General features: G+C 64.8%; 20 protein-coding genes. 2 read left to right on the forward strand and 18 right to left on the reverse strand.

All coding sequences use genetic code 11. The annotated features are described in order from the left end of the window. Positions 1 to 42: 42 nt before the first annotated feature. The 12 genes from F7R11_RS19900 to F7R11_RS19955 all read right to left on the reverse strand — a co-directional run bounded on the left by F7R11_RS19900 (position 43) and on the right by F7R11_RS19955 (position 11,869). On the reverse strand, positions 43 to 1,008 hold the full coding sequence (locus F7R11_RS19900; protein ID WP_064808473.1) for a Csu type fimbrial protein: 966 nt from the start codon (positions 1,006 to 1,008) through the stop codon (positions 43 to 45). Then, positions 1,005 to 3,335 (reverse strand): fimbria/pilus outer membrane usher protein, encoded by a 2,331-nt coding sequence (locus F7R11_RS19905; protein ID WP_231973306.1) that lies wholly within the window; start codon positions 3,333 to 3,335, stop codon positions 1,005 to 1,007. Before F7R11_RS19905 ends, F7R11_RS19900 begins: the two co-directional genes overlap by 4 nt. 62 nt (positions 3,336 to 3,397) lie before the next feature. Next, a complete protein-coding gene (locus F7R11_RS19910) occupies positions 3,398 to 4,120 on the reverse strand; it encodes a fimbrial biogenesis chaperone (RefSeq protein ID WP_064808467.1) in 723 nt (240 codons plus the stop codon). A gap of 68 nt (positions 4,121 to 4,188) precedes the next feature. After that, entirely contained in the window at positions 4,189 to 4,710 is a 522-nt protein-coding gene (locus F7R11_RS19915; protein WP_064808465.1) for a Csu type fimbrial protein, read from the reverse strand. A gap of 134 nt (positions 4,711 to 4,844) precedes the next feature. Further along, positions 4,845 to 5,120, reverse strand: coding sequence for a hypothetical protein (locus F7R11_RS19920; protein ID WP_151180554.1), 276 nt, complete (start codon positions 5,118 to 5,120; stop codon positions 4,845 to 4,847). Positions 5,121 to 5,249: 129 nt separating this feature from the next. Continuing rightward, on the reverse strand, positions 5,250 to 7,352 hold the full coding sequence (locus F7R11_RS19925; protein ID WP_064808461.1) for a TonB-dependent siderophore receptor: 2,103 nt from the start codon (positions 7,350 to 7,352) through the stop codon (positions 5,250 to 5,252). Positions 7,353 to 7,576: 224 nt separating this feature from the next. Further along, positions 7,577 to 9,223 (reverse strand): PepSY-associated TM helix domain-containing protein, encoded by a 1,647-nt coding sequence (locus tag F7R11_RS19930; RefSeq protein WP_064808459.1) that lies wholly within the window; start codon positions 9,221 to 9,223, stop codon positions 7,577 to 7,579. Between the two features lie 2 nt (positions 9,224 to 9,225). Further along, positions 9,226 to 9,483 (reverse strand): hypothetical protein, encoded by a 258-nt coding sequence (locus tag F7R11_RS19935; RefSeq protein WP_192840329.1) that lies wholly within the window; start codon positions 9,481 to 9,483, stop codon positions 9,226 to 9,228. Positions 9,484 to 9,488: 5 nt separating this feature from the next. Continuing rightward, positions 9,489 to 9,773, reverse strand: coding sequence for a hypothetical protein (locus tag F7R11_RS19940; protein WP_021193238.1), 285 nt, complete (start codon positions 9,771 to 9,773; stop codon positions 9,489 to 9,491). Positions 9,774 to 9,940: 167 nt separating this feature from the next. Next, positions 9,941 to 10,297 (reverse strand): hypothetical protein, encoded by a 357-nt coding sequence (locus tag F7R11_RS19945; RefSeq protein WP_021193239.1) that lies wholly within the window; start codon positions 10,295 to 10,297, stop codon positions 9,941 to 9,943. Between the two features lie 221 nt (positions 10,298 to 10,518). Then, positions 10,519 to 11,106, reverse strand: coding sequence for a 2-hydroxychromene-2-carboxylate isomerase (locus F7R11_RS19950; protein ID WP_064808456.1), 588 nt, complete (start codon positions 11,104 to 11,106; stop codon positions 10,519 to 10,521). Positions 11,107 to 11,134: 28 nt separating this feature from the next. Then, entirely contained in the window at positions 11,135 to 11,869 is a 735-nt protein-coding gene (locus tag F7R11_RS19955) for an SDR family oxidoreductase (RefSeq protein ID WP_064808454.1), read from the reverse strand. 93 nt (positions 11,870 to 11,962) lie between these two features. Between F7R11_RS19955 and F7R11_RS19960 the strand changes: the two genes are divergently transcribed. Next, the gene (locus F7R11_RS19960) at positions 11,963 to 12,544 is read left to right on the forward strand and encodes a TetR/AcrR family transcriptional regulator (RefSeq protein ID WP_064808452.1); all 582 of its coding nucleotides are present in this window, start codon (positions 11,963 to 11,965) and stop codon (positions 12,542 to 12,544) included. Here the strand turns inward: F7R11_RS19960 and F7R11_RS19965 are convergent, their stop codons facing one another. The 5 genes from F7R11_RS19965 to F7R11_RS19985 all read right to left on the reverse strand — a co-directional run bounded on the left by F7R11_RS19965 (position 12,545) and on the right by F7R11_RS19985 (position 15,802). After that, the gene (locus F7R11_RS19965) at positions 12,545 to 13,027 is read right to left on the reverse strand and encodes a hypothetical protein (protein WP_231973304.1); all 483 of its coding nucleotides are present in this window, start codon (positions 13,025 to 13,027) and stop codon (positions 12,545 to 12,547) included. Between the two features lie 5 nt (positions 13,028 to 13,032). Then, complete coding sequence (locus F7R11_RS19970; protein WP_064808450.1) at positions 13,033 to 13,527, reverse strand: hypothetical protein; 495 nt, start codon at positions 13,525 to 13,527, stop codon at positions 13,033 to 13,035. Positions 13,528 to 13,663: 136 nt separating this feature from the next. Next, on the reverse strand, positions 13,664 to 13,981 hold the full coding sequence (locus F7R11_RS19975; protein WP_064808448.1) for a putative quinol monooxygenase: 318 nt from the start codon (positions 13,979 to 13,981) through the stop codon (positions 13,664 to 13,666). Between the two features lie 43 nt (positions 13,982 to 14,024). Next, positions 14,025 to 14,828 carry an AraC family transcriptional regulator gene (locus F7R11_RS19980; protein WP_167317181.1) on the reverse strand — a complete coding sequence of 268 codons (804 nt, stop codon included), beginning with the start codon at positions 14,826 to 14,828 and terminating at the stop codon, positions 14,025 to 14,027. Between the two features lie 74 nt (positions 14,829 to 14,902). Next, on the reverse strand, positions 14,903 to 15,802 hold the full coding sequence (locus F7R11_RS19985) for a LysR family transcriptional regulator (protein WP_064808444.1): 900 nt from the start codon (positions 15,800 to 15,802) through the stop codon (positions 14,903 to 14,905). A gap of 158 nt (positions 15,803 to 15,960) precedes the next feature. On the opposite strand from F7R11_RS19985, the gene F7R11_RS19990 reads away from it, so the two are divergent. Further along, a complete protein-coding gene (locus F7R11_RS19990) occupies positions 15,961 to 16,731 on the forward strand; it encodes an SDR family NAD(P)-dependent oxidoreductase (protein WP_064808442.1) in 771 nt (256 codons plus the stop codon). 40 nt (positions 16,732 to 16,771) lie between these two features. Here F7R11_RS19990 and F7R11_RS19995 read toward each other — a convergent pair whose 3' ends face one another. After that, the gene (locus F7R11_RS19995) at positions 16,772 to 17,560 is read right to left on the reverse strand and encodes an AraC family transcriptional regulator (protein ID WP_031328829.1); all 789 of its coding nucleotides are present in this window, start codon (positions 17,558 to 17,560) and stop codon (positions 16,772 to 16,774) included. Between the last annotated feature and the right edge of the window lies 1 nt (position 17,561).

Raw genomic sequence — 17,561 nt, forward strand, 5'->3', positions numbered from 1 at the left:
GACGCGGGCTTAGTCCAACTGGATCCATGCACCGTGCCTGGCTCAGTACGTCACCGTCACGATGATTGTGTCGTTATAAACCCCGGCCTGCGGTGTCACCTGTACGGGTACGCGCCCATATACCGTCGATACCTGCGATGCCCCGCTCCCGATGCCGGCCACCGTTGAGGTTCCGGCCGTGCCATCCCCCCACACGGCGGTGAACGCACTGGTTGTGTAGAGCCCGTAGCCCACGGTTTGGGTGCCGCCCGTGCGCGTCAGCAACCGGTTGGCGACCGTCGCGCCGCTGCCCCCGCCGGCGGACAGCGACAACGTCCACGGCGACTGGTTCGTGCAGTTGAGTGTGATGGCGCTGCTGGCGGTGACGGCCGCGTTGAGCAGGCCGGCTGTGCCGAAGTTCAGATTCGTTGCGCTGATGATGCAGTCGCTGATCAGGCTGGCGGTGGCAGAGAACGAAAACGTGGTCGGGTTGGTGGTGATGCTCGCGCACGTCGTGGTGCCGGGGTTGAACAGCGAATAGGTGGTCGCGCTGGCGCCAGAGAAGCTCTGCGTGTAGGTGCCGGCAGGCAGTGTGGTTTGTCCGCCAGTGACGCGGCCATACACCGTAACGGTGGCGGAGCCCGCGCCGAGCAGGCCCAGCGGTACATCCACTGTCAGCGCCGGTGTGGAAGGGGTCGTGCGCCCACCCCAGACGGTGCTGCGCCCGCTGTCTGTGTACACGTTGTACTGCAGTTGGTTGCTGCCGAAACTCAATACGCGTGGCGTGATGCTTGTCCCGCCACTGCCCGTGCCCAGATTCAGGCACGCGCGTGCGGAGCCCTGGAGCAGCGGAAAGCCGTTGCAGTTGACGGTGAGCGTGGTGGTGACATCGGTGTTGCTGCCCTGCACGGGGCTGATGTTGCCGAAGTTGATGCTGGCCGTGGTGACGGAGCACGACTGTGCGTGTGCATACGCCGGCAGCAGCGCGGCCAGCATCAGCAGACAGGTGCGCAGCCAGCGTCGGCTCATGGCGCGCCACGCTGTGGTTGAGGCACGCAGCGCAGCGGGCCGAACGTCGGCAGCGCGCCAGCATCAGCGGGGTAGGTGAACTGCACGACGCAAGGCGGGCTCACGTCATCCACGCGTACGGTGTTCTCCGTATCCAGCGTGTCGATGAAGGCCAGGCCGTCATAGCCGATCGGGTAGCGCTGGCTATTTCGCACGAGTGTGGCGGTACTGCCGGCCGGCAGTGGTTGGTCCTGCGCATCGACCAGGCGAAGTTGCGCGCCGCGAAAGGTTTCGATTCGAAAGCGTGCCAGCACACCAGAGCGGTCAGCCGGGGCAATCGTCATGGTGCTGGTATCGAGCTTGGCGTTGATGGGCAGTACGAGCGGATCGATCGCCACGCGGTTGTTTTCGTATGAGACGAGGTCCGGTACGAGCAAGTGGCCACCCGCATTCGTGCGGCCCATCAGGCGGTTCTCGAAGGTCACCGGCACGTTGGGGATGCCTTCGGTTGAGACCAGCGCAAATCCGTCGTTGATGCGTCTGCCCGGCAGCACGTCGCCATCCATGACAACAACCGAGCCGGTCAGGTCCACTGCTGTGCTGGTCTGGCCGTTGACCTCCTGCGCGGCGACAAAGGCATCGCCGTAGCGGCTGCGGTAGTTCAGTTGCGCCAGGGAGCGGCGGTCCGACCCGGTCTGGTTGGCTTGCAGCTGCCAACCGAAGCCACCGCCGTATTCCGGCGTGCGGATGGCGCTGACGGTGGCCGAGGTGTGGCCACGGTCGGTGCCCACGCCAACGGCCGTGCTGGTGTCGTTGCCCAGCGCCATGGTGAGCGTCATCAGCACACCGCGCGCGCGGCTGTCTGCGAGGTCTTGATAGGCACTGGCGCTGAGCGAGAAATCGCGCCCGACCTGCGTGCTGTACGACAGCGATACGATACGCGACCTGCCCGTCACTGGGTCGGACACACCGATGTAGCTGGCCGCCACGCTGCCCGAGCGGCCTGCCGGCACCGACACCGTGGTGCGCAACAGCGAGCGTAGAAACGGCGCACCTGCAGCGCTTGCCAAGTCGCGGTACGTGCCGAAGCTGCGCATGCCTTGCACGTCAACGTTGAAGATGGGCGTGCGGTACTGATAGCCGATGGTGCCCTGTGCGCCGTTCCGGCCATCGCCTTGCGAGTACGCGGCCGCGCCAGACAGCACGCCGCCCTGGCCCAGTCGCACAAGCGCACCTCCGCCGGCATTGGCGACGCTGCGCGTGGCTTCTGCATGACCTTCAAGCGTGAGGCTGCTGGTGAGGCCATAGCGCGTGGAAGTGCTCAGCGCGGGGCTCGATGCATAGTCGAACGAGCGCACGCCATAGTTGTTGCGCAGGAAGCCCAGCTCTACGGCGTAGTCGAGCAGCCCCGCAGCAAGCAGCCGCGTGTCGATGTACAGCGGCACCGATGTCACCACGTCACGCCCGAGCGCATCCTTGACCACGATCACCGCCTGCCCGGCGCCCGTGATGGCCGGCGCGTTATTCAGCACGAACGGCCCGCTGCCCACCTGCCCCGTGAACTGCCGCACGTTGTTCACATAGAGATCGACCGCCGTGGGCACGGCCGCGCTGCCGCCAAGCGCGGGCAGTGGGTACGTCACCAGGTCGGGGCGCAGTGCGAAGTTGCGTCGCCACTGCATGCCGCCCAGCCGGACGGCACGGCTCCAACTGAGTGATGACGTCACGGTGTCGCCCACGGCGAGCGTCGTGAGCCTGTCGGCATCGGAGTGCGACCAACTCGTGTCGAGCCGGGTGTAACGGTGTGCGCTGGAGCCGAACACGGCAACGCCGCTGTTGGCGAACACGCCGCCCGGGTGGAAGACACGCTGCTCGCTGAACAGGCCCAGGCTCGGGCCGCCGGGGCCGAGCGTGGTGGGCTGCAGGTAGGCGTCGTAGTTGAGCACGAGGCCCGTGCCGCTGGTGGCTGCCACGCGGCGTTGCGTCTGATAACTGAGCATGTTGGGTACGCGGCGCGCGTCGTCCAACGCGAATTGCGCCTGCTGGGTGCGCACGTCATACACATAGCGCAGACCGGGGATGCCGTCGAGCGCGATCAGACCGTTCGCGTTGGGTTGCAGATCATCCACGCGGATGCCGATCGCGCGCAGTTCATCGGCGGTGGTGGACAGCCGTCCATCATGCAGGCGGAAGCGCGCGATGATCTGCGTGGACGTGCCGTTGATGATGGCCTCCAGATAGATGTCGCCCAGGCCGGCGGCGGGCAGTGGGCCGTCAGGGCGTGTGGCAGCGAGCAGGGCGGGTGCATCGGTGCCAGCGCTGAGATGCTCCTGCGCGGTGGCGGACACGGCCAACGCCAAGCCGCAACCCACGGCAAGTACGCGGCGGCAGGTCGTGCCCGCGTTGCACATCAGTCGGCACGGGCAAGCGGAATCTCAACCGCAACGCCATTGATCTGCGACCGCAGTCGCTGCGGTGTGGCAGTTGCTGTGCCGGCATTCGCGATGGGCCAGGTGCGTGTGGCGCCGGCCAGCGCATAGCCGAGTAGGCCCGGAGTGATCTCGTTGCGCGTGCCGTCGCTCCATTCGATGGAGACGGCCGAGAGCTGTGCGTGGTACCTGTCGATGTTGCGCACCACCAGCACGGCCTTGCCGCCGTCTTGGCGCAATGTGGCCGTCAGCTTGGGCGGCGCATCCGCAGTTGCATTGACGAACACTGGCACCGAGTAACGCAACTGCATCGTCACGCCGGTCAGCGTTTGCGGGCGACGATCCGGTAGTTCGTCGATCAGCAGGCGGTAGGCCTGTTCACCCGCGCCGGCAGCAGGCGGCTGCGTCAACACCACACGCACAACCTGTTCGCCGCTGGCCGGAATCTGCACGATGGGCGGGCTGGCGACCAGTGTCGCGGCAGGCTCAAGATGATCGCCATCGGCATCCTGCGTCCATCGGAACACGCGTACCTGCGCGTTGAGTGGTTGCGTGCCGCGGTTGTGCAGCATGATGACGGCCGCCATCTGGCCTGGCGGCAGGTCAAGACGGATGGGTGAGATCTGCAGCGCAGCCGCGTGCGCGGCGAATGGCGCGAGCGCTGCAATCAGCACGGCAAGGCTCGCTACCCAGACCCAGCGCACGTGTCGGCATCGCAACGCCGTGACGTTGCGATGCGCCGCATGCGAGGCAACCCCAAGGCCGAGCAAACTCAGAACGTGATGGTGGCGGTGATGGTGGAGGTATAGGTGCCGGCAGCTGGCGTGCTCTGCTGTGGCACACGGCCGTAGACCGTCAGGGTTTGCGCAGTGCCGGTACCGGTGCCGGTGACCGTGTTGGTGCCGATGGTGTTGCCCCAGACCTGGGTGTGGGCGCTGTCACTGTAGAGCTGGAAACCCACGGTGGCACCACCGCTGCCCGCCAGCAGGCGTGCGGCGACGGTTGAACCTGTGGTGGTGCCCGCATCCAGCCCCACGTTGTAAGGTGCGGCGGTGCTGCATGTGACACTCAGGCTGGTGGTTTGGTCCACGTTGGCGCTGAGCACGCCCTGGGTGCCGAAGTTCAGCGGGTTGGCGCTGATCAGGCAGTTGTTCTGCAGCGTGAGCGTGACCGTGAAGGTGGTCGTTTGGGTAGCGGCGCTCAGCCACCCGGGGGCAGCCAGCAGGCCGGCCAGCACGATCAACCGGGGGTGGAGGCGGAACAGGCGGGATGTTGATGAGCGGTTGCCACGCATCGGGCTCTCCTCGGAAGATGGCCCGATGATGCGTGCGGCAGCACATGCATCGACAGTGACGTCGCGGGCTCGGCTTGTTGTTGAAAGGTGATCGTTTCAACATAGTCAAAGAGAGGTCCGCTTCCCACTGATTATCAAAATTCCACAGTCACAATCTGTTGGTGTGCTGAGATCGCCGCATCTTCGACTTGCGCCGGTAGAGCCGGTATGGCAGCGCCGCGCGATATGCGGCTGGGCGACGCGCCCAGGCATTGCACGCTGACAGCGGCGGGTGGTTGGCTGTTGATCATGCAGCTATCGGCCACCGCAAGGTTGATGGTCAGGTTGGTGCGGGTTGCGGCCACCGGCACGGTGGGGGTTGCGCCCAGGGCCAGTGGGGCAAGGAGTGCAAACGTACGAGGGAGTTTCACGAGATCAACGGACGAGCGATGAGGAGCGCCGGCCGTATCGCGGCCGGTGGACTTCGTCTGTATCGGCACCCGGGGCCAAAGATATAGGCCCCGGGAGAGCGAAATCTCCCCCGGCGGAGGCCGCTATGCTCAAAAGTTGATCGTGGCGCTGGCCCGGAACGTGCGCGGCGCCCCTTGCGCGAGGATGAACCCCCAGCTCGGCAGCCAGTATTTCTCGTTGGTCAGGTTGTCGATGTTGAAGCGGAACGTGACGGCCTTGCCGCCCACCTTGGTGCTGTAGCGTGCACCCGCATCAAACGTGTGATACCCCGGCACGATATTGCTGTTGTTGGCCTCCAGCGCCGAGTTGCCGACGTACTGGCCACCGGCCGACAGCACCAGCCCGGGCATGGCCGGCACCGCGTATTCGACATACGCCGTGGCCTTGTACCGTGGCGATCCGTAGGCGCGCTTGCCAAGCACCGAGGCATCGGATTCCGTGTTCTCCGAGTTCATGAACAACACTCCACCAAGCAGAGTCCAGTCACGCGCGATCTTGCCGCGTGCGCTCAACTCCAGGCCGCGGTAGCGCGTCATGCCGTCTTGCGTATAGACGTTGTCCGGGCGCAGGTATGCCAGGCCACGTTGCACCTGGAACAGCGCCGCACCCAGGGTCCAGTCGTGTAACTCCGCCTTGGCGCCCACCTCGACTTGCTTGCTTTTGAGCGGGCCGAACACGGTACCCGCATTGGCTGCTGTGAGGGGTGCGCTGGCACCGGCTTCGAGCGATTCCACATAGCTCGCATACAGCGTCATCGGTTGCACGGGTTTGAACATCAGCGCCAGCGTGGGCGTGATCGGCTCGCGGCTGTACTTGGCCGACACGTCACCGCTCGGCGTGTAGCCGGTCTGGCTGAAGCGCGTGTAGCGCAGGCCGCCCAACACCGACCACTGTTGGTTGAACTTGACTGTATCGCTGGCGAAGACCGAGGTCTGGTCGATCTTCGACGTGCGGTACATCCCCTCGGATGACGGCACCCGCATCAACGGCGCACCCGACGACACAAACGCCGATGGGTTGTACAGATTGCCCGTGCCCAGGAAGGTGGAGGCGAAGCCGGTATTGGCCTGCGTCAGGCTTTGCCACGATGTGCCGAACACCAGTTCATGCTCGATCGACCCGGTGCGCACGCGGCCATTTGCCATCACCTGGGCTTGGCTGTACGCATAGCGCTGGTACGAGCCGTACTGCAACTCGCTGAAGGTGCCGGCGTTGTCGGTCAGCTGGATGGCGCTGTCGGCGTTGCCGCGGTTCTGCTGCGTGTAGCGGTATGACGCGCGCACGTTCCAGTCGGGTGCGGCTGCCCAGTTCAGTTCGGTGCCGACGGTCTTGATCTCGGTCTCGTAGTACGAACCGCGCGAGGCCACGCGCTGGCTGCCGTCGATGGCGCGCGGTGTACGCACGAACTCGCTCACCGGTACGCCAAAGTCCTGCCCGGGGATGATGCCGTAGTACGCGCCCTGCACGTTGCGCTGCATGTACAAGCCATCGAACGACCATTGCAGATTCGGCGTGATGCGCGCATCGAGCGCGAGTGATGCCGAGTCGCGCTTGATATGGCCGCCGTCGACAAAGGTGTTGCCTTCTTCATGCACCACGCCAAGCCGTGCACCCAGCGCCTTGGTGGGGCCAAAGCGGCCGCCCAAGTCGATCGATTCCTTGAGCGTGCCGCCGCTGGTATAGCCGAACGTGGCGCTGCCGCCAAAGGTGTTGGTCGGGCGCTTGGTGACGAAGTTGGCAATGCCGCCCGGCGTGCCGAAGCCGTACATGAAACCCGACAGACCCTTGAGGAGTTCCACGCGCTCGAAGTGTTCCAGCGGCACATCGCTGCCCCAGTTGGGCACGGCCATGCCGTCGATCTTGTAGCCCTCCAGCAAGTCGAGCTGCAGGCCGCGGATGGTGATATTCGATGCCTCGCCAATGTAGCCGTCGTTGTTGGCGGTCACGGATGGGTCACCCTTGAACACCTCGCCAATCGTCTGCGCCTGGCGGTTCTGGATCAGCTCCTGCGTGACGACGTTGATGGAGAACGGCGTGTCGAGCAGGGGCTTGTCACCCAGGGCACCGGTGCTGGCCTGCTTGGCACCGTACGCAGCCGCTTTGCCGGCGGAGACCTGCGTGGCGGGCAGGTCGACCTGGGCCGAGGTCTGCTGCGCCCAGGCGGGTGCGCCCGCACTCATGGCCGCGAGCATCCACGCGAGCCTCCTTGTCAGGTGCGGCGCCAATGGCGTGACACGTAGGCGTGCGGCGCGTGTGCGGCAACGAAAGGTGGATCGGCGTGAAACGGCGGCTGGCATGTGATGCTCCCCTGAACAGCGTTGTCATTGAAAAAGGCGAGCGCGTGTCCACGCGCCCCGTTGAACGGCGGGCGCGGGAACGTGCGGGTGGTTGTCGTTTTTTTGAGGTGAGCCTGGCGTTAGGGCTCTTTGGCCACGCTTGGATGCAGGCCGTTGCCGGCGCGTGCGGCAGGTGCGTTGTTGGCGTCTACCTTGCGTGCAGGCATCGCCCAGACAGAATCAGGCGCACCCTGGCGCGCCCGGCGCAGCGTGGCACGGGCGAGGGCGACAAAGCCGCACGCCAGCACCAGCGCGCCCAGGTCGAAACCGGCCACGTTCCATTCGCCACGCGCGATCGTGCGCAGCAGGTGGTCGCCAGTCACGACGGCATTGGTGATGGGCACCAGCACCGCTGCAATGGCTGCGGCGCTCAGCAGCTCAACCGCACCGCGTGCAGGCGGTCGTACCAGCGCCCACGCAATCGCTGCGAAGAACACCGTGTAGTACGTCACGCCCGTTGAACGCTCTGGCCACAGCAGCGCCGCCGGGAACATCGCCATCACCCCCACGCAACAGCCGATGCATACGCCCACTGTGGCGCGCGCCAGCAACTGGTGCACGCGTGGCTGATCGAGTTTGCGTTGTTTGCGGCGCGATTCGATCCACAGCAGGTTGCCCGAATAGAAGACGAACGCGCCGGCAATACCCATCACCAGGTACGCCAGGCGCAGGACGATGTCCCCATAGGTGCCGAAGTGCAGGCCGTAGACGAGGCTGAAGATGCCGTGATTGGTGTCGCGTGCATCGGGTGTCTGGTTGCTGACGAGCTGGCCGCTGTTGGGCTGGCCGGCGGCGGCGTGAATGGCGACGGAGCCGTAGTCGCCCACCGCGCGCGTGCTGCTGCCGCGCACTTCTGCCACGGCGTTGGCATCTCCAATGTGCTGGTAGTGGATCGACTTGACGGTGAAGTTGGGGCCGGCGGTTTCGCGTGCGCGGGCCAGCAGCTCCTCAGCCGACAACATCGATGCCGATCGATTGGCAGCCACCACCGTACCGGCCGCCGTGGTGACGCGCGGTACAGCATCAAACAGCTTGCCGTTGAGCGCCACGCTGTTGAACACCGTCATCAGCACCACGCTCAGGCACAGCACCGGCGCGGTCATCGCAAAGATCAGGTGGAACGGCAGGCTGAACAGGCCGAGCACGTTGTGCACGTCCATCCAGAAACGCTTGAGGTTGCGCCCGGGGCGCACGGCCAGCAGGTCCTTCTTCAGGCGCGGCAGGTGCAGCAGCACGCCCGAGATGAGCGCCACGCCATACAGCACCGAGATCGCGCCCATAAAGTACATGCCCACATCTTCCAGCCCCAGCGAGTAGTGCAGCCGGTTCAGGAAGTTGGCCAGCTCCCCCTTGGAGGGTTCGAGCGACAGGTCCTTTGGCGTGGTCTTGCCGGCGGTGAGCTTGCTGCCGGTGGTGGTCTGCCAATCGCCCTTGTTGTTCTGCCAGTAGGCGGAAAACTCGGGCTCGCCTTCGTTGGGGAGGATCACGTAGGCGCTGGCGGCCGCTGCCGGGTGCGTGCGCACGAGCGTGTTCACGAAGTGGTCGACGTCGGCAGGCGTGGTGGCAACGGCAGCGTGTTCGGCCCGCAGCGGGTTTTGCCACGCGTGCAGCTCCTCATGGAATACCGTGAGCGCACCGGCAAAGAACGCAATGAACAGTGCCCAGCCAGCCATCAGGCCGACCCAGGTATGCAGCGTCTGATACAGACGGAGAGTGGCGGATTTCATGGTCAGGGGTGCAGCAGGCGCGGCAGCCAGAGCACGCCAAATGACAGGAGATTGGCCGTGCCGAACACGACCCACGCGTGAACGCTGGTCGAGAACAGCACGCTTGCGCTGATGAAGACCACCCACAGCGGCAGGCAGACGAGCAGCGCGCCGATCAGGCCGCTCTCCCAGCCGCCCGGCAGCCACAGGATCGCCAGCGTGCACAGCGCAATCGACAACGGCAGGCCGAGTACCACACCGGCCAGCCACTTGGTGCCCATGCCGGTCACGGCCGTACCTCCGCCGCCTGGCGACGTTGCTGTACCCACGCACCGGCCATTGGCCACAGCGAGAGGCCACCTGCTACCACCAGCAACACACCGATGGTCGCGCCGGCCCAGCCGAGCACGTCGTTCCACAGCACCACGGCAATTGCCGCCATCACCAGTGCGGCCGCGCAGAGCACGCGGCCACGCGCAAGCGAACCGGGCGCGAGCAGCGCCTGATTAGGCGACGCCGCGTACAGGCAGCCTGCGGCCAGCAACCCGAGCAGGAGGGCAACACCGTGCATGACAGATTTCAGTGGAATCAAGAACGCAAATGATAATGATTCGTATTGAATGAAACAAGCCAATGCCGGTCGCGTTGTAAGGTTGGAGAGGCGGGGGGGCGGGTGAGCGAGGCCGCGCCATGCCGGCCGCACGTCGGCGGCCGGCTGGCGGGTAGGGGAAGCCGGGGTTACTGCTGCAGGACCTTGTATTCGATCTTTTTCAGCACACCGTCCGAATCATCAAAGTAGAACGAAGCCACCTTTTTTGAGCCAACAGGAATCCCGACGAACGCGATGCCGATTGCCGCGTTGCGCGAATAGCGATAGTTCCAGATGTCGAGGCCACCAGCCGTTGCCTTGTCGCTCGGTGCGCCGAGTTCCAGTGCAACGTCTTCGCGCTTGGCAACGCCCGGAACGAACTGCTTCTGCAGCGATTCCTGCGTTGCGTCAGAGATTTTGTCGACGCCCGTGCCACCACCGACGCTCACGGCGCAGCCGGACAGGGCAAATGAGAGGGCGAGACCGGATACAAGAATACGAAACATGAAAGTCCTTCTTATTGGTTGGAGTATGGAAAGCCGCTTCGATGCCACAGCGTGAACCGCGAGTTCGCTGCCCCCGCATCGCATGCGCGCCCGCATCGTAGAGAGGGTGCGCGGAAAGCGCATCCCCTTAAGCGTCGTGTTTCCGCCAAATTGAAGTGAAACTTTCTAAGGTCTCGTCTGATTGATCTTTAATTCCAGGCTGGGAGCGGGTTTGCGCTGGTTTAGCTGAGCGCTGCCTCGACAAAATGCAGACGATCTTGCCCCCAGAACATGTCGTTGCCGACAAAGAACGTGGGCGCGCCGAACACGCCGCGCGCCACGGCTTCTTCGGTGGTTTTGCGCAGCGTCTGCTTGACGTGGTCATCCTGCACCAACTCCATCATCAGCGCGGGCGAGATGCCAGCGGCTTCCAGTACGGCCGCCAGCTCGTTCAGGTCACCCAGGTTGCGCGGGTGCTCGAACATCGCGCTGAAGATGGCGCCGAGGTAGTTGTGGAACTCGACGTCACTGCGCAGTTGCATGCCCACGGCACCGCGCATCAGTTGCAGCGTGTTGATCGGGAAGTGCGGGTTCTGCTGGATCGGCACGCCAAAGTATGTCGCCCAGCGTTCCAGGTCGATGTTGGAGTACCGGCCCTTGGCCGGAATGGTGGCCGGGCTGCTGTTGCTCGTGGCCTGGAACACGCCGCCCAGCAGCATCGGCCGCCAGACGATCTCCGCGCCCTTGGCTTGCGCAATCTTCGGCAGTTGGTGATACGCGAGGTAGCTGTACGGGCTGCCCACATCGAAGAAGAATTCGACCTGCTTCATGCGTGTGTCTCCTGGTGTTGTAATGGTGTTACCAGCGCTCGATCCACGGGCGCAGATCCAGCTCGTGCGTCCAGGCGTCGCGCGGTTGCGTGTGCAGGTACCAGTAGTTCTCGGCGATGTGCTCGGGGTTGAGGATGCCGTCTTGGTCTTTCAGGGCATAGCGCTCGGGAAAGTTCTCGCGGATGAACTCGGTATCGATGGCGCCATCGACCACCACGTGCGCCACGTGGATGCCCTTGGGCCCCAGCTCGCGCGCCATGCTTTGCGCGAGCGCCCGCAGCGCATGCTTGGCGCCCGCGAATGCCGCAAAATTGGCCGATCCGCGCATCCCTGCCGTTGCGCCGGTGAAGAGAATCGTGCCGCGCCCCCGCGTGACCATGCGCTTGGCCACCTCGCGCCCGGCCAGGAAGCCGGAGAAGCACGCCATCTCCCAGATCTTGAAGTACTTGCGGGCGGTCTCTTCCAGGATGCTGCTCGGCACGTTGGCGCCGATGTTGAAGACCATCACCTCGATGGGGCCGACGTCGCGCTCGATGTCGTCGACGAGCTTGATAACGTCTTCTTCCTTGCGCGCATCCGACGCGAAGCCGAGCGCCTGGCCGCCTTCCGCACAGATCGCTTCGACCAGCGGCTGCAGCTTGTCGGCCGAGCGGCGCGTGACGCAGGCAACCAGGCCCTCGCGCGCAAAGCGTTTGGCGATGGCACCGCCTGTGGCGTCTCCTGCACCGATGACCAGTGCCGCCTGCTTGTTGCTTGTCTCCATATCCACCTCGTTTATAGAATAACGATCGTTACCATAACAAACGTTATGCTACTGGTTGCATAGTGTCAAGCGAGTCGAAGTACGGAGGTAAAGATGCGATACCAGCCGGGTCACAAAGAAGAAAAGCGCAAGGCGCTGCTCAAGGCAACCGCCCGCAAGGTCAAGATCAGTGGGTTTGCGGCGACGGGCGTGGATGCCCTTGCGCAGGCTGCCGGCATGACCAGCGGCGCGTTCTACAGCCACTTTGGTTCCAAGTCGGATTGGCTCAAGGCGTTGATCGAGTCCGAACTGGCCGCCAGCCGCGAGATGTGGGCCGGCAACCCGCACGACACGGCGCAAGACTGGCTGCGCTTTGAGCTGGACCGCTACCTGAATCTCGCCCACGTAAAGCATCCCGAAGCGGGCTGTGCGGTGCCTGGTTTGGCGGCAGAGATTGCACGCGCAGACAACAGCGTGCGTGCGCTCTATCAGGAAGAGATGCGCAAGGGCCACGCGGTGCTCGCGCAGCGCCTGGGCGATGACGATGCGGCGTGGGCGATGATCGCGCAACTGGTGGGCGCCATCCATATCGCCCGGGCCATGCCGGACGAGGCCATGCAGCAGGTCGTCATCGAAGCGAGCAAGCGGTTCTTGCAGGACGCTGTGATGCGTCTGGCCGCCAAGGCGCAGCCGTAGTTACTGCAGATTGCCCCAGCGCGGCACAGCGGGTTCTGCATTGGCCCATTGCCAAGCGTTGCCGTTCTGGCAGGCGTAGATGGTGTAGCCGGGGGCGGTCTTGGGGGCGTCGCCGTCCTGCACGGTGAGGATCGCCTCGCGGCACGTTGCCAGCGGCGTGGTGAAGGTGCGTACCAGCACCACCTTGCCATGTGCCTTGGTGATGCCCATCAGGCGTTCCAACGACCAGTTGAGCGAAGGGGCGCCGTCACTCAATCGGCCCACTGCTGTGGCCAGCGCGTCTTGCTCACTGGCGGCCCATTTGCGTGTGGCGTACTTGATTGACGCATCGGTAGCCGCGTTGACCGTGACCGCCACGCCATAGGCCACTGCCGGATTGGCTGTCACCGCACCGCTGGCCACACCCGCCGCCGCGCCGGTCAGCGGCCCGACCGATGAGCATCCGGCAACCAGGCCTGCACAGCCCAACAGAAGCCAGCGCAACGCCCTCATTGCAGCGAACCCCATCGCGCGGTGGCGGGCTCGGCGGTCGCCCATTTCCACTGCTTGCCGTCGTTGCAGATCGACGCGATGAAGAAGTCGACCTGCGTGGCCTCGCCGTCCACAGTGAAGAGAATTTCCTTGCAGCTGACGAGCGGTCCGGTGATCGAACGGGTGACGACGACACGCCCGCGTTCATCGGGCTCAAGGGGGATGCGGTGTTTGACCTGCCAGTTGCCGACAGTGTTGTCAGGCAGCGCGCCTGCGATCTGGGCAATCTGATCCTGTGTCTCGGTGTGCACGACGCGTTGGGTGTGCTGCAGCGCCGCGCGGGCGCCGGCCTGCACGCCCAGGCCGATGCCGGTGGCCACTGCGGCGTTGTCGGTCACCTTGGCGGCGAGGGCCGCGCCACCAATACCGGCCGCGGCCGTCGTACCTTCCGACATGAAAGAACTGCAGCCGCTGAGGACGGGCGCGCTCAGGGCGAGGGCACAGCCCAGCATCCGTGCGGATGTGAACCAAGGTGTGCGCATGGGGGGCTTCCAAATCTGCAACGCGCTTGATTCTAAGGGATGTCGCTGCCCGGAAACGGTTATGTGGCGCGGATTCCCACAATTGTTTTCAGTTCGCGCGGGTCACCTATACTGATCTGCCCAGCATCAATCCATGCGCTTCCATCAGCGTTCCGCTGGTGATTTCTGGAGGTGTTGTGAGCAGCGTGTCGAACGTCGACAGCGCGCGCTGCACGGGTTCGGAGGCCATGTGCGCCTCCCACGCGGCCCGGTCCCGATACACCTCGTGCAGGAGAAAGACGTCCGACTCGTCATGCGCGCGATAGAAGGAATACGCCAGCGTGCCGGGCTCCTCGCGCGCCAGTGCCACCAACGTCGAGAGCTGCCGGCAGAGCGTATCAACGGTTTCGGGCTGCGCCCGCAGTCGAACGATCAGCAGATACATGTTTCGCCTCAGAGCTAGGAAGATGGGTTGCCATCTTTCATGGTCAGGCGAGCGAGGTCTTGTAGAAATGCGTCTTCGTTTGCGCGTCTCGCCGATAGTGCAGGGGCGATTGCCCCGTGAGCGATCGAAACTCCCGGTTGAACTGCGGTTGATCGTAGTAGCCGTGCGCGAGCGCGGTGTCGAGCAACGGCAACTGCGGTTGCAGATGCAAGGCGCGCACCGTGTGTTGGAACCGCACCAGCCGCCGGAATGCGACCGGCGGCAAGCCTTCCACCGCCAGGAAACGGCGCTCCAGTTGCCGCCGGCCGAGCTGCAAGCGTGCGGCCAGCGCGTCGATGGAGGTGGTGTGTGGTGCGGCATAGAGTGCGGCAACCGCAGCCGTCACCTGAACATCGGCGTACGCGGGTGCCAGCTGCGCCAAGAGGAACGCATCGATCAACGCAACGCGCTGTGAGAAATCGGCGGCTTGCGCCACCTGCTCGTGCCAATGGAGCGCTTCGCGACCCCACAGTACGTCGATTGGCGCTTGCGTATCCAGCAACCGGCCGATGGATTCGCGGACCAACGCCCCCCATCGGCCTGCGCGAATCCGTATCGCCGTGAAGCCGATGTCATGGGTTGATGCCAGCGCATACGGCTGCAGCCGTACGCACAGCATGTGGGCGGAGGGCAGCACTGCTCCACCTTCAGTGCGAAACGGCTGGCGGTGATGCAGAAACACTTCCGCGCCAGTGCCGGGCAGCAGTCGCGGCAGCGCAATGCGCTCGCCCGGCGTGGCTTCCCAACTCCAGTAGCGGTCGATGTAAGGGCGCAGTGCGGGATGCGGGCGCGCCATCTGCGTTTGCACGGGTTTGCCTCCGGGCGGTCGAAACGCCATTGTGTTGCAGTGTTTGGGCAGCGGGGCAGCCGCGTTGCCCGCTTTCACGTACGGCAGAGCACCTTCAGGTGCGCGACCAGCGCATCGAACACCACCCGCACGCGCGTTGGTACGGGCCCCCGCTGCGGGCGATAGACGTGAAGCGTCCATGAAGGAGGCTCGAACCGCCGCAACACGCGCACCAGTTCCCCGCGCTCGACGTGCGGGCGCAGCAGGTACTCGGAGGTTTGCGTGAAGCCCAGGCCCGCGCAGGCGGCTTGCACCTCGGTCTCCGGGTCATCGGTCACGAAGGCCGTGTGGCGGGGTTGGATCTGGGTGTCACTACGGAAGGCCCACGACCAGGCACGGCCATCCGTGCGGTTGATGAGCGTGGTGACCGGCAGCGCCAGCAGTGCATCGGGTGTCTTGGGTTCGCCCACGCGGGCGAGCAGCGCGGGTGCGCCCACCACCCACAACGGCACGGTGCCGATCGAGCGCGCCACGAAGCGGTTGTCACCGATGAAGCCGACGCGCACGCCCACGTCGATCTGCTCATCCACCACGGCGGAAGGGGTGTCCGACAGGCGAAGGTCTGCGACCAGGCCCGGGTGCTGTTGCATCAGTGCCGTCAGCACAGGCATGACATAGGTGCGCCCCACATGCGAAGGCGCCGTGACACGCACGATGCCGCCCATCTCTGCCGCCTTGGCCGACGAGGCATCGAACAGGCCATCGACGGTCTGCAGCGCGGTCTGCGCCTGTGCGGCGAAATCCTGCCCGTAGCGCGTGATCTGCACGCTGCGCGTGTTGCGGTGGAAGAGCGTCTCGCCCAGCGTGTCTTCCAACTCGCGCACCGCCCGCGTGACGGCCTGTGGCGACACGCCAAGCCGTGCTGCCGCTTCTCGAAACGTCGTCGCGCTGGCGGCCGCAGTGAAGATGCGCAGCAGTTCAAGCCGGTCTTGCATGGCAACCCCTTGAATTCCAGAAATGGGAATTTTGTTTGCCGGATTATTCCATTTATTTGCCGCATCAGCCTACCCATACTTGGCTCCAAGCCTGGCGGTACCGAGCCCCAACCAACCGCCGGACGCCAGATTTCTCCATCTACGGCAAGGAGCCGAACATGAACGCAGCAACGCAACAACTGAAGGACAAGATCGCTCTCGTGACGGGCGCCAGCTCGGGTATCGGGCACGCTTCTGCCATTGAACTGGCCAAGCGCGGTGCCAAGGTGGTCGTGGCTGCTCGGCGCAAGGCAGAACTCGACGCGCTGGTGCAGACGATCCGCGCGCAAGGCGGCGAGGCTGCCGCCATCGAAGCCGACGTCACGCGAGAAGACGACATCCGCAAGATGGTCGATTTCACCGTCAGCACGTACGGGCGCCTGGACATTGCCTTCAACAACGCAGGCACCGAGGGCGTGTTCGCACCGCTCACCGAGCAGACCGATGCCACCTACGACAAGGTGTTCGATCCCAACGTGCGCGGCGTCTTCCATTCGATGAAGTACGAGGCCGAGGTGATGCTCCGCCAAGGCTCGGGCAGCATCATCAACAACGCATCGATGGGCGGCGTGATCGGTTTTGAGAACGCGGGCCTGTACATCGGTACCAAGCACGCAGTGATCGGCATGACGAAGACCGCGTCGATCGAATGGTTCCGCCGTGGCATCCGCGTCAACGCGCTGGCGCCGGGCTTGATCGAGACGCCGTTCCACCATCGCGGTATCTGGCCGTCGGCCGAGGCGATGTACGACTTTGCCGCCGGCACGCCAGCGGGCCGCGTCGGCAGTGCGCAGGAAATGGCGACGATCGTGGCCTTCCTCGCCTCGGATGACGCGAGCTTTGTGTCGGGCCATGCGCTCGTGGCGGATGGCGGGTACTCGGTGGCTTGATGTGGTGCGCGATGCGGCGCGGCCAGGGTTTGTTGAGACCCTAGGTCTCGCCGCACATCTGCCGCCGGTAGCGCTCCGGCGAGAAACCGAGCTGCTTGCGGAACATCGTGATGAACGCCGATGGCGTGCTGTAGCCGAGCGCCAGGGCGATGTCCTGGATCGAGCAATCCTCCTTGAGCCATACCAGTGCGCGCAGCAGCCGCACGCGGTTGCGCCATTGCACGAAGCTCATGCCGAGTTCGCTCTGGAAACGGCGTGCGAGCGTGCGCTCGGTGCTGTGCACGCGTTCGGCCCACTGCTGCAGCGTGGTGTTGTCGGTCGGGTCCAGGCGGATGGCCTGCAGGATAGGCTCGAGGTGGCGATCGGTGCTGTCTGGGAGGTAGCTGTCGGTATGCCCGGCGCGAACGAGGGTTTCGACCAGCAGCTCGAACTGGCGCAAGTCCCAGTCGTCCGCCATGGCGGTGACACGGCGCGCGGCAAAGTCTTCGAACAGCGCGCGCACCAGCGGCGTCTGCGGGATCAGGCAAGCCATGGGCGGCAGCCGTTGCGCGAGCGGCTCGGCCAAGTACACGGAGAGGAAATCCGTCGCCTGCCGGATCGACGCCGAATGTGGCTGGTTGGCCGGCACCCAGATCAGGTATTCGGCCGGCGCCGTCAGCCGACGGCCATCGACCACGACCTCCATCAAGCCGAGGTTGATGCGGTTGATCTGGCCCCACGGGTGCGTGTGCGGCTCGATGGCGGTCTCGGGTTCGAAATGGTCGTAGCGGAAGTAGAACGGGGCGCCCTTGGGCACCCGCAGGTCGGCTTCACGGTAGGCGGTGTACATG

It is taken from the genome of Ralstonia insidiosa, from assembly GCF_008801405.1.
GTDB classification, from domain to species: Bacteria; Pseudomonadota; Gammaproteobacteria; order Burkholderiales; family Burkholderiaceae; genus Ralstonia; species Ralstonia insidiosa.

Coding starts and splice junctions, on each gene's coding strand:
- F7R11_RS19985 (WP_064808444.1), bottom strand. CDS start 15,802: ATGCAAGACCGGCTTGAACTGCTGCGCATCTTCACTGCGGCCGCCAGC.
- F7R11_RS19945 (WP_021193239.1), bottom strand. CDS start 10,297: ATGTTTCGTATTCTTGTATCCGGTCTCGCCCTCTCATTTGCCCTGTCC.
- F7R11_RS19940 (WP_021193238.1), bottom strand. CDS start 9,773: ATGCACGGTGTTGCCCTCCTGCTCGGGTTGCTGGCCGCAGGCTGCCTG.
- F7R11_RS19960 (WP_064808452.1), top strand. CDS start 11,963: ATGCGATACCAGCCGGGTCACAAAGAAGAAAAGCGCAAGGCGCTGCTC.
- F7R11_RS19925 (WP_064808461.1), bottom strand. CDS start 7,352: ATGCTCGCGGCCATGAGTGCGGGCGCACCCGCCTGGGCGCAGCAGACC.
- F7R11_RS19990 (WP_064808442.1), top strand. CDS start 15,961: ATGAACGCAGCAACGCAACAACTGAAGGACAAGATCGCTCTCGTGACG.
- F7R11_RS19930 (WP_064808459.1), bottom strand. CDS start 9,223: ATGAAATCCGCCACTCTCCGTCTGTATCAGACGCTGCATACCTGGGTC.
- F7R11_RS19915 (WP_064808465.1), bottom strand. CDS start 4,710: ATGCGTGGCAACCGCTCATCAACATCCCGCCTGTTCCGCCTCCACCCC.
- F7R11_RS19955 (WP_064808454.1), bottom strand. CDS start 11,869: ATGGAGACAAGCAACAAGCAGGCGGCACTGGTCATCGGTGCAGGAGAC.
- F7R11_RS19935 (WP_192840329.1), bottom strand. CDS start 9,483: ATGGGCACCAAGTGGCTGGCCGGTGTGGTACTCGGCCTGCCGTTGTCG.
- F7R11_RS19950 (WP_064808456.1), bottom strand. CDS start 11,106: ATGAAGCAGGTCGAATTCTTCTTCGATGTGGGCAGCCCGTACAGCTAC.
- F7R11_RS19900 (WP_064808473.1), bottom strand. CDS start 1,008: ATGAGCCGACGCTGGCTGCGCACCTGTCTGCTGATGCTGGCCGCGCTG.
- F7R11_RS19970 (WP_064808450.1), bottom strand. CDS start 13,527: ATGCTGGGCTGTGCCCTCGCCCTGAGCGCGCCCGTCCTCAGCGGCTGC.
- F7R11_RS19995 (WP_031328829.1), bottom strand. CDS start 17,560: ATGTACACCGCCTACCGTGAAGCCGACCTGCGGGTGCCCAAGGGCGCC.
- F7R11_RS19975 (WP_064808448.1), bottom strand. CDS start 13,981: ATGTATCTGCTGATCGTTCGACTGCGGGCGCAGCCCGAAACCGTTGAT.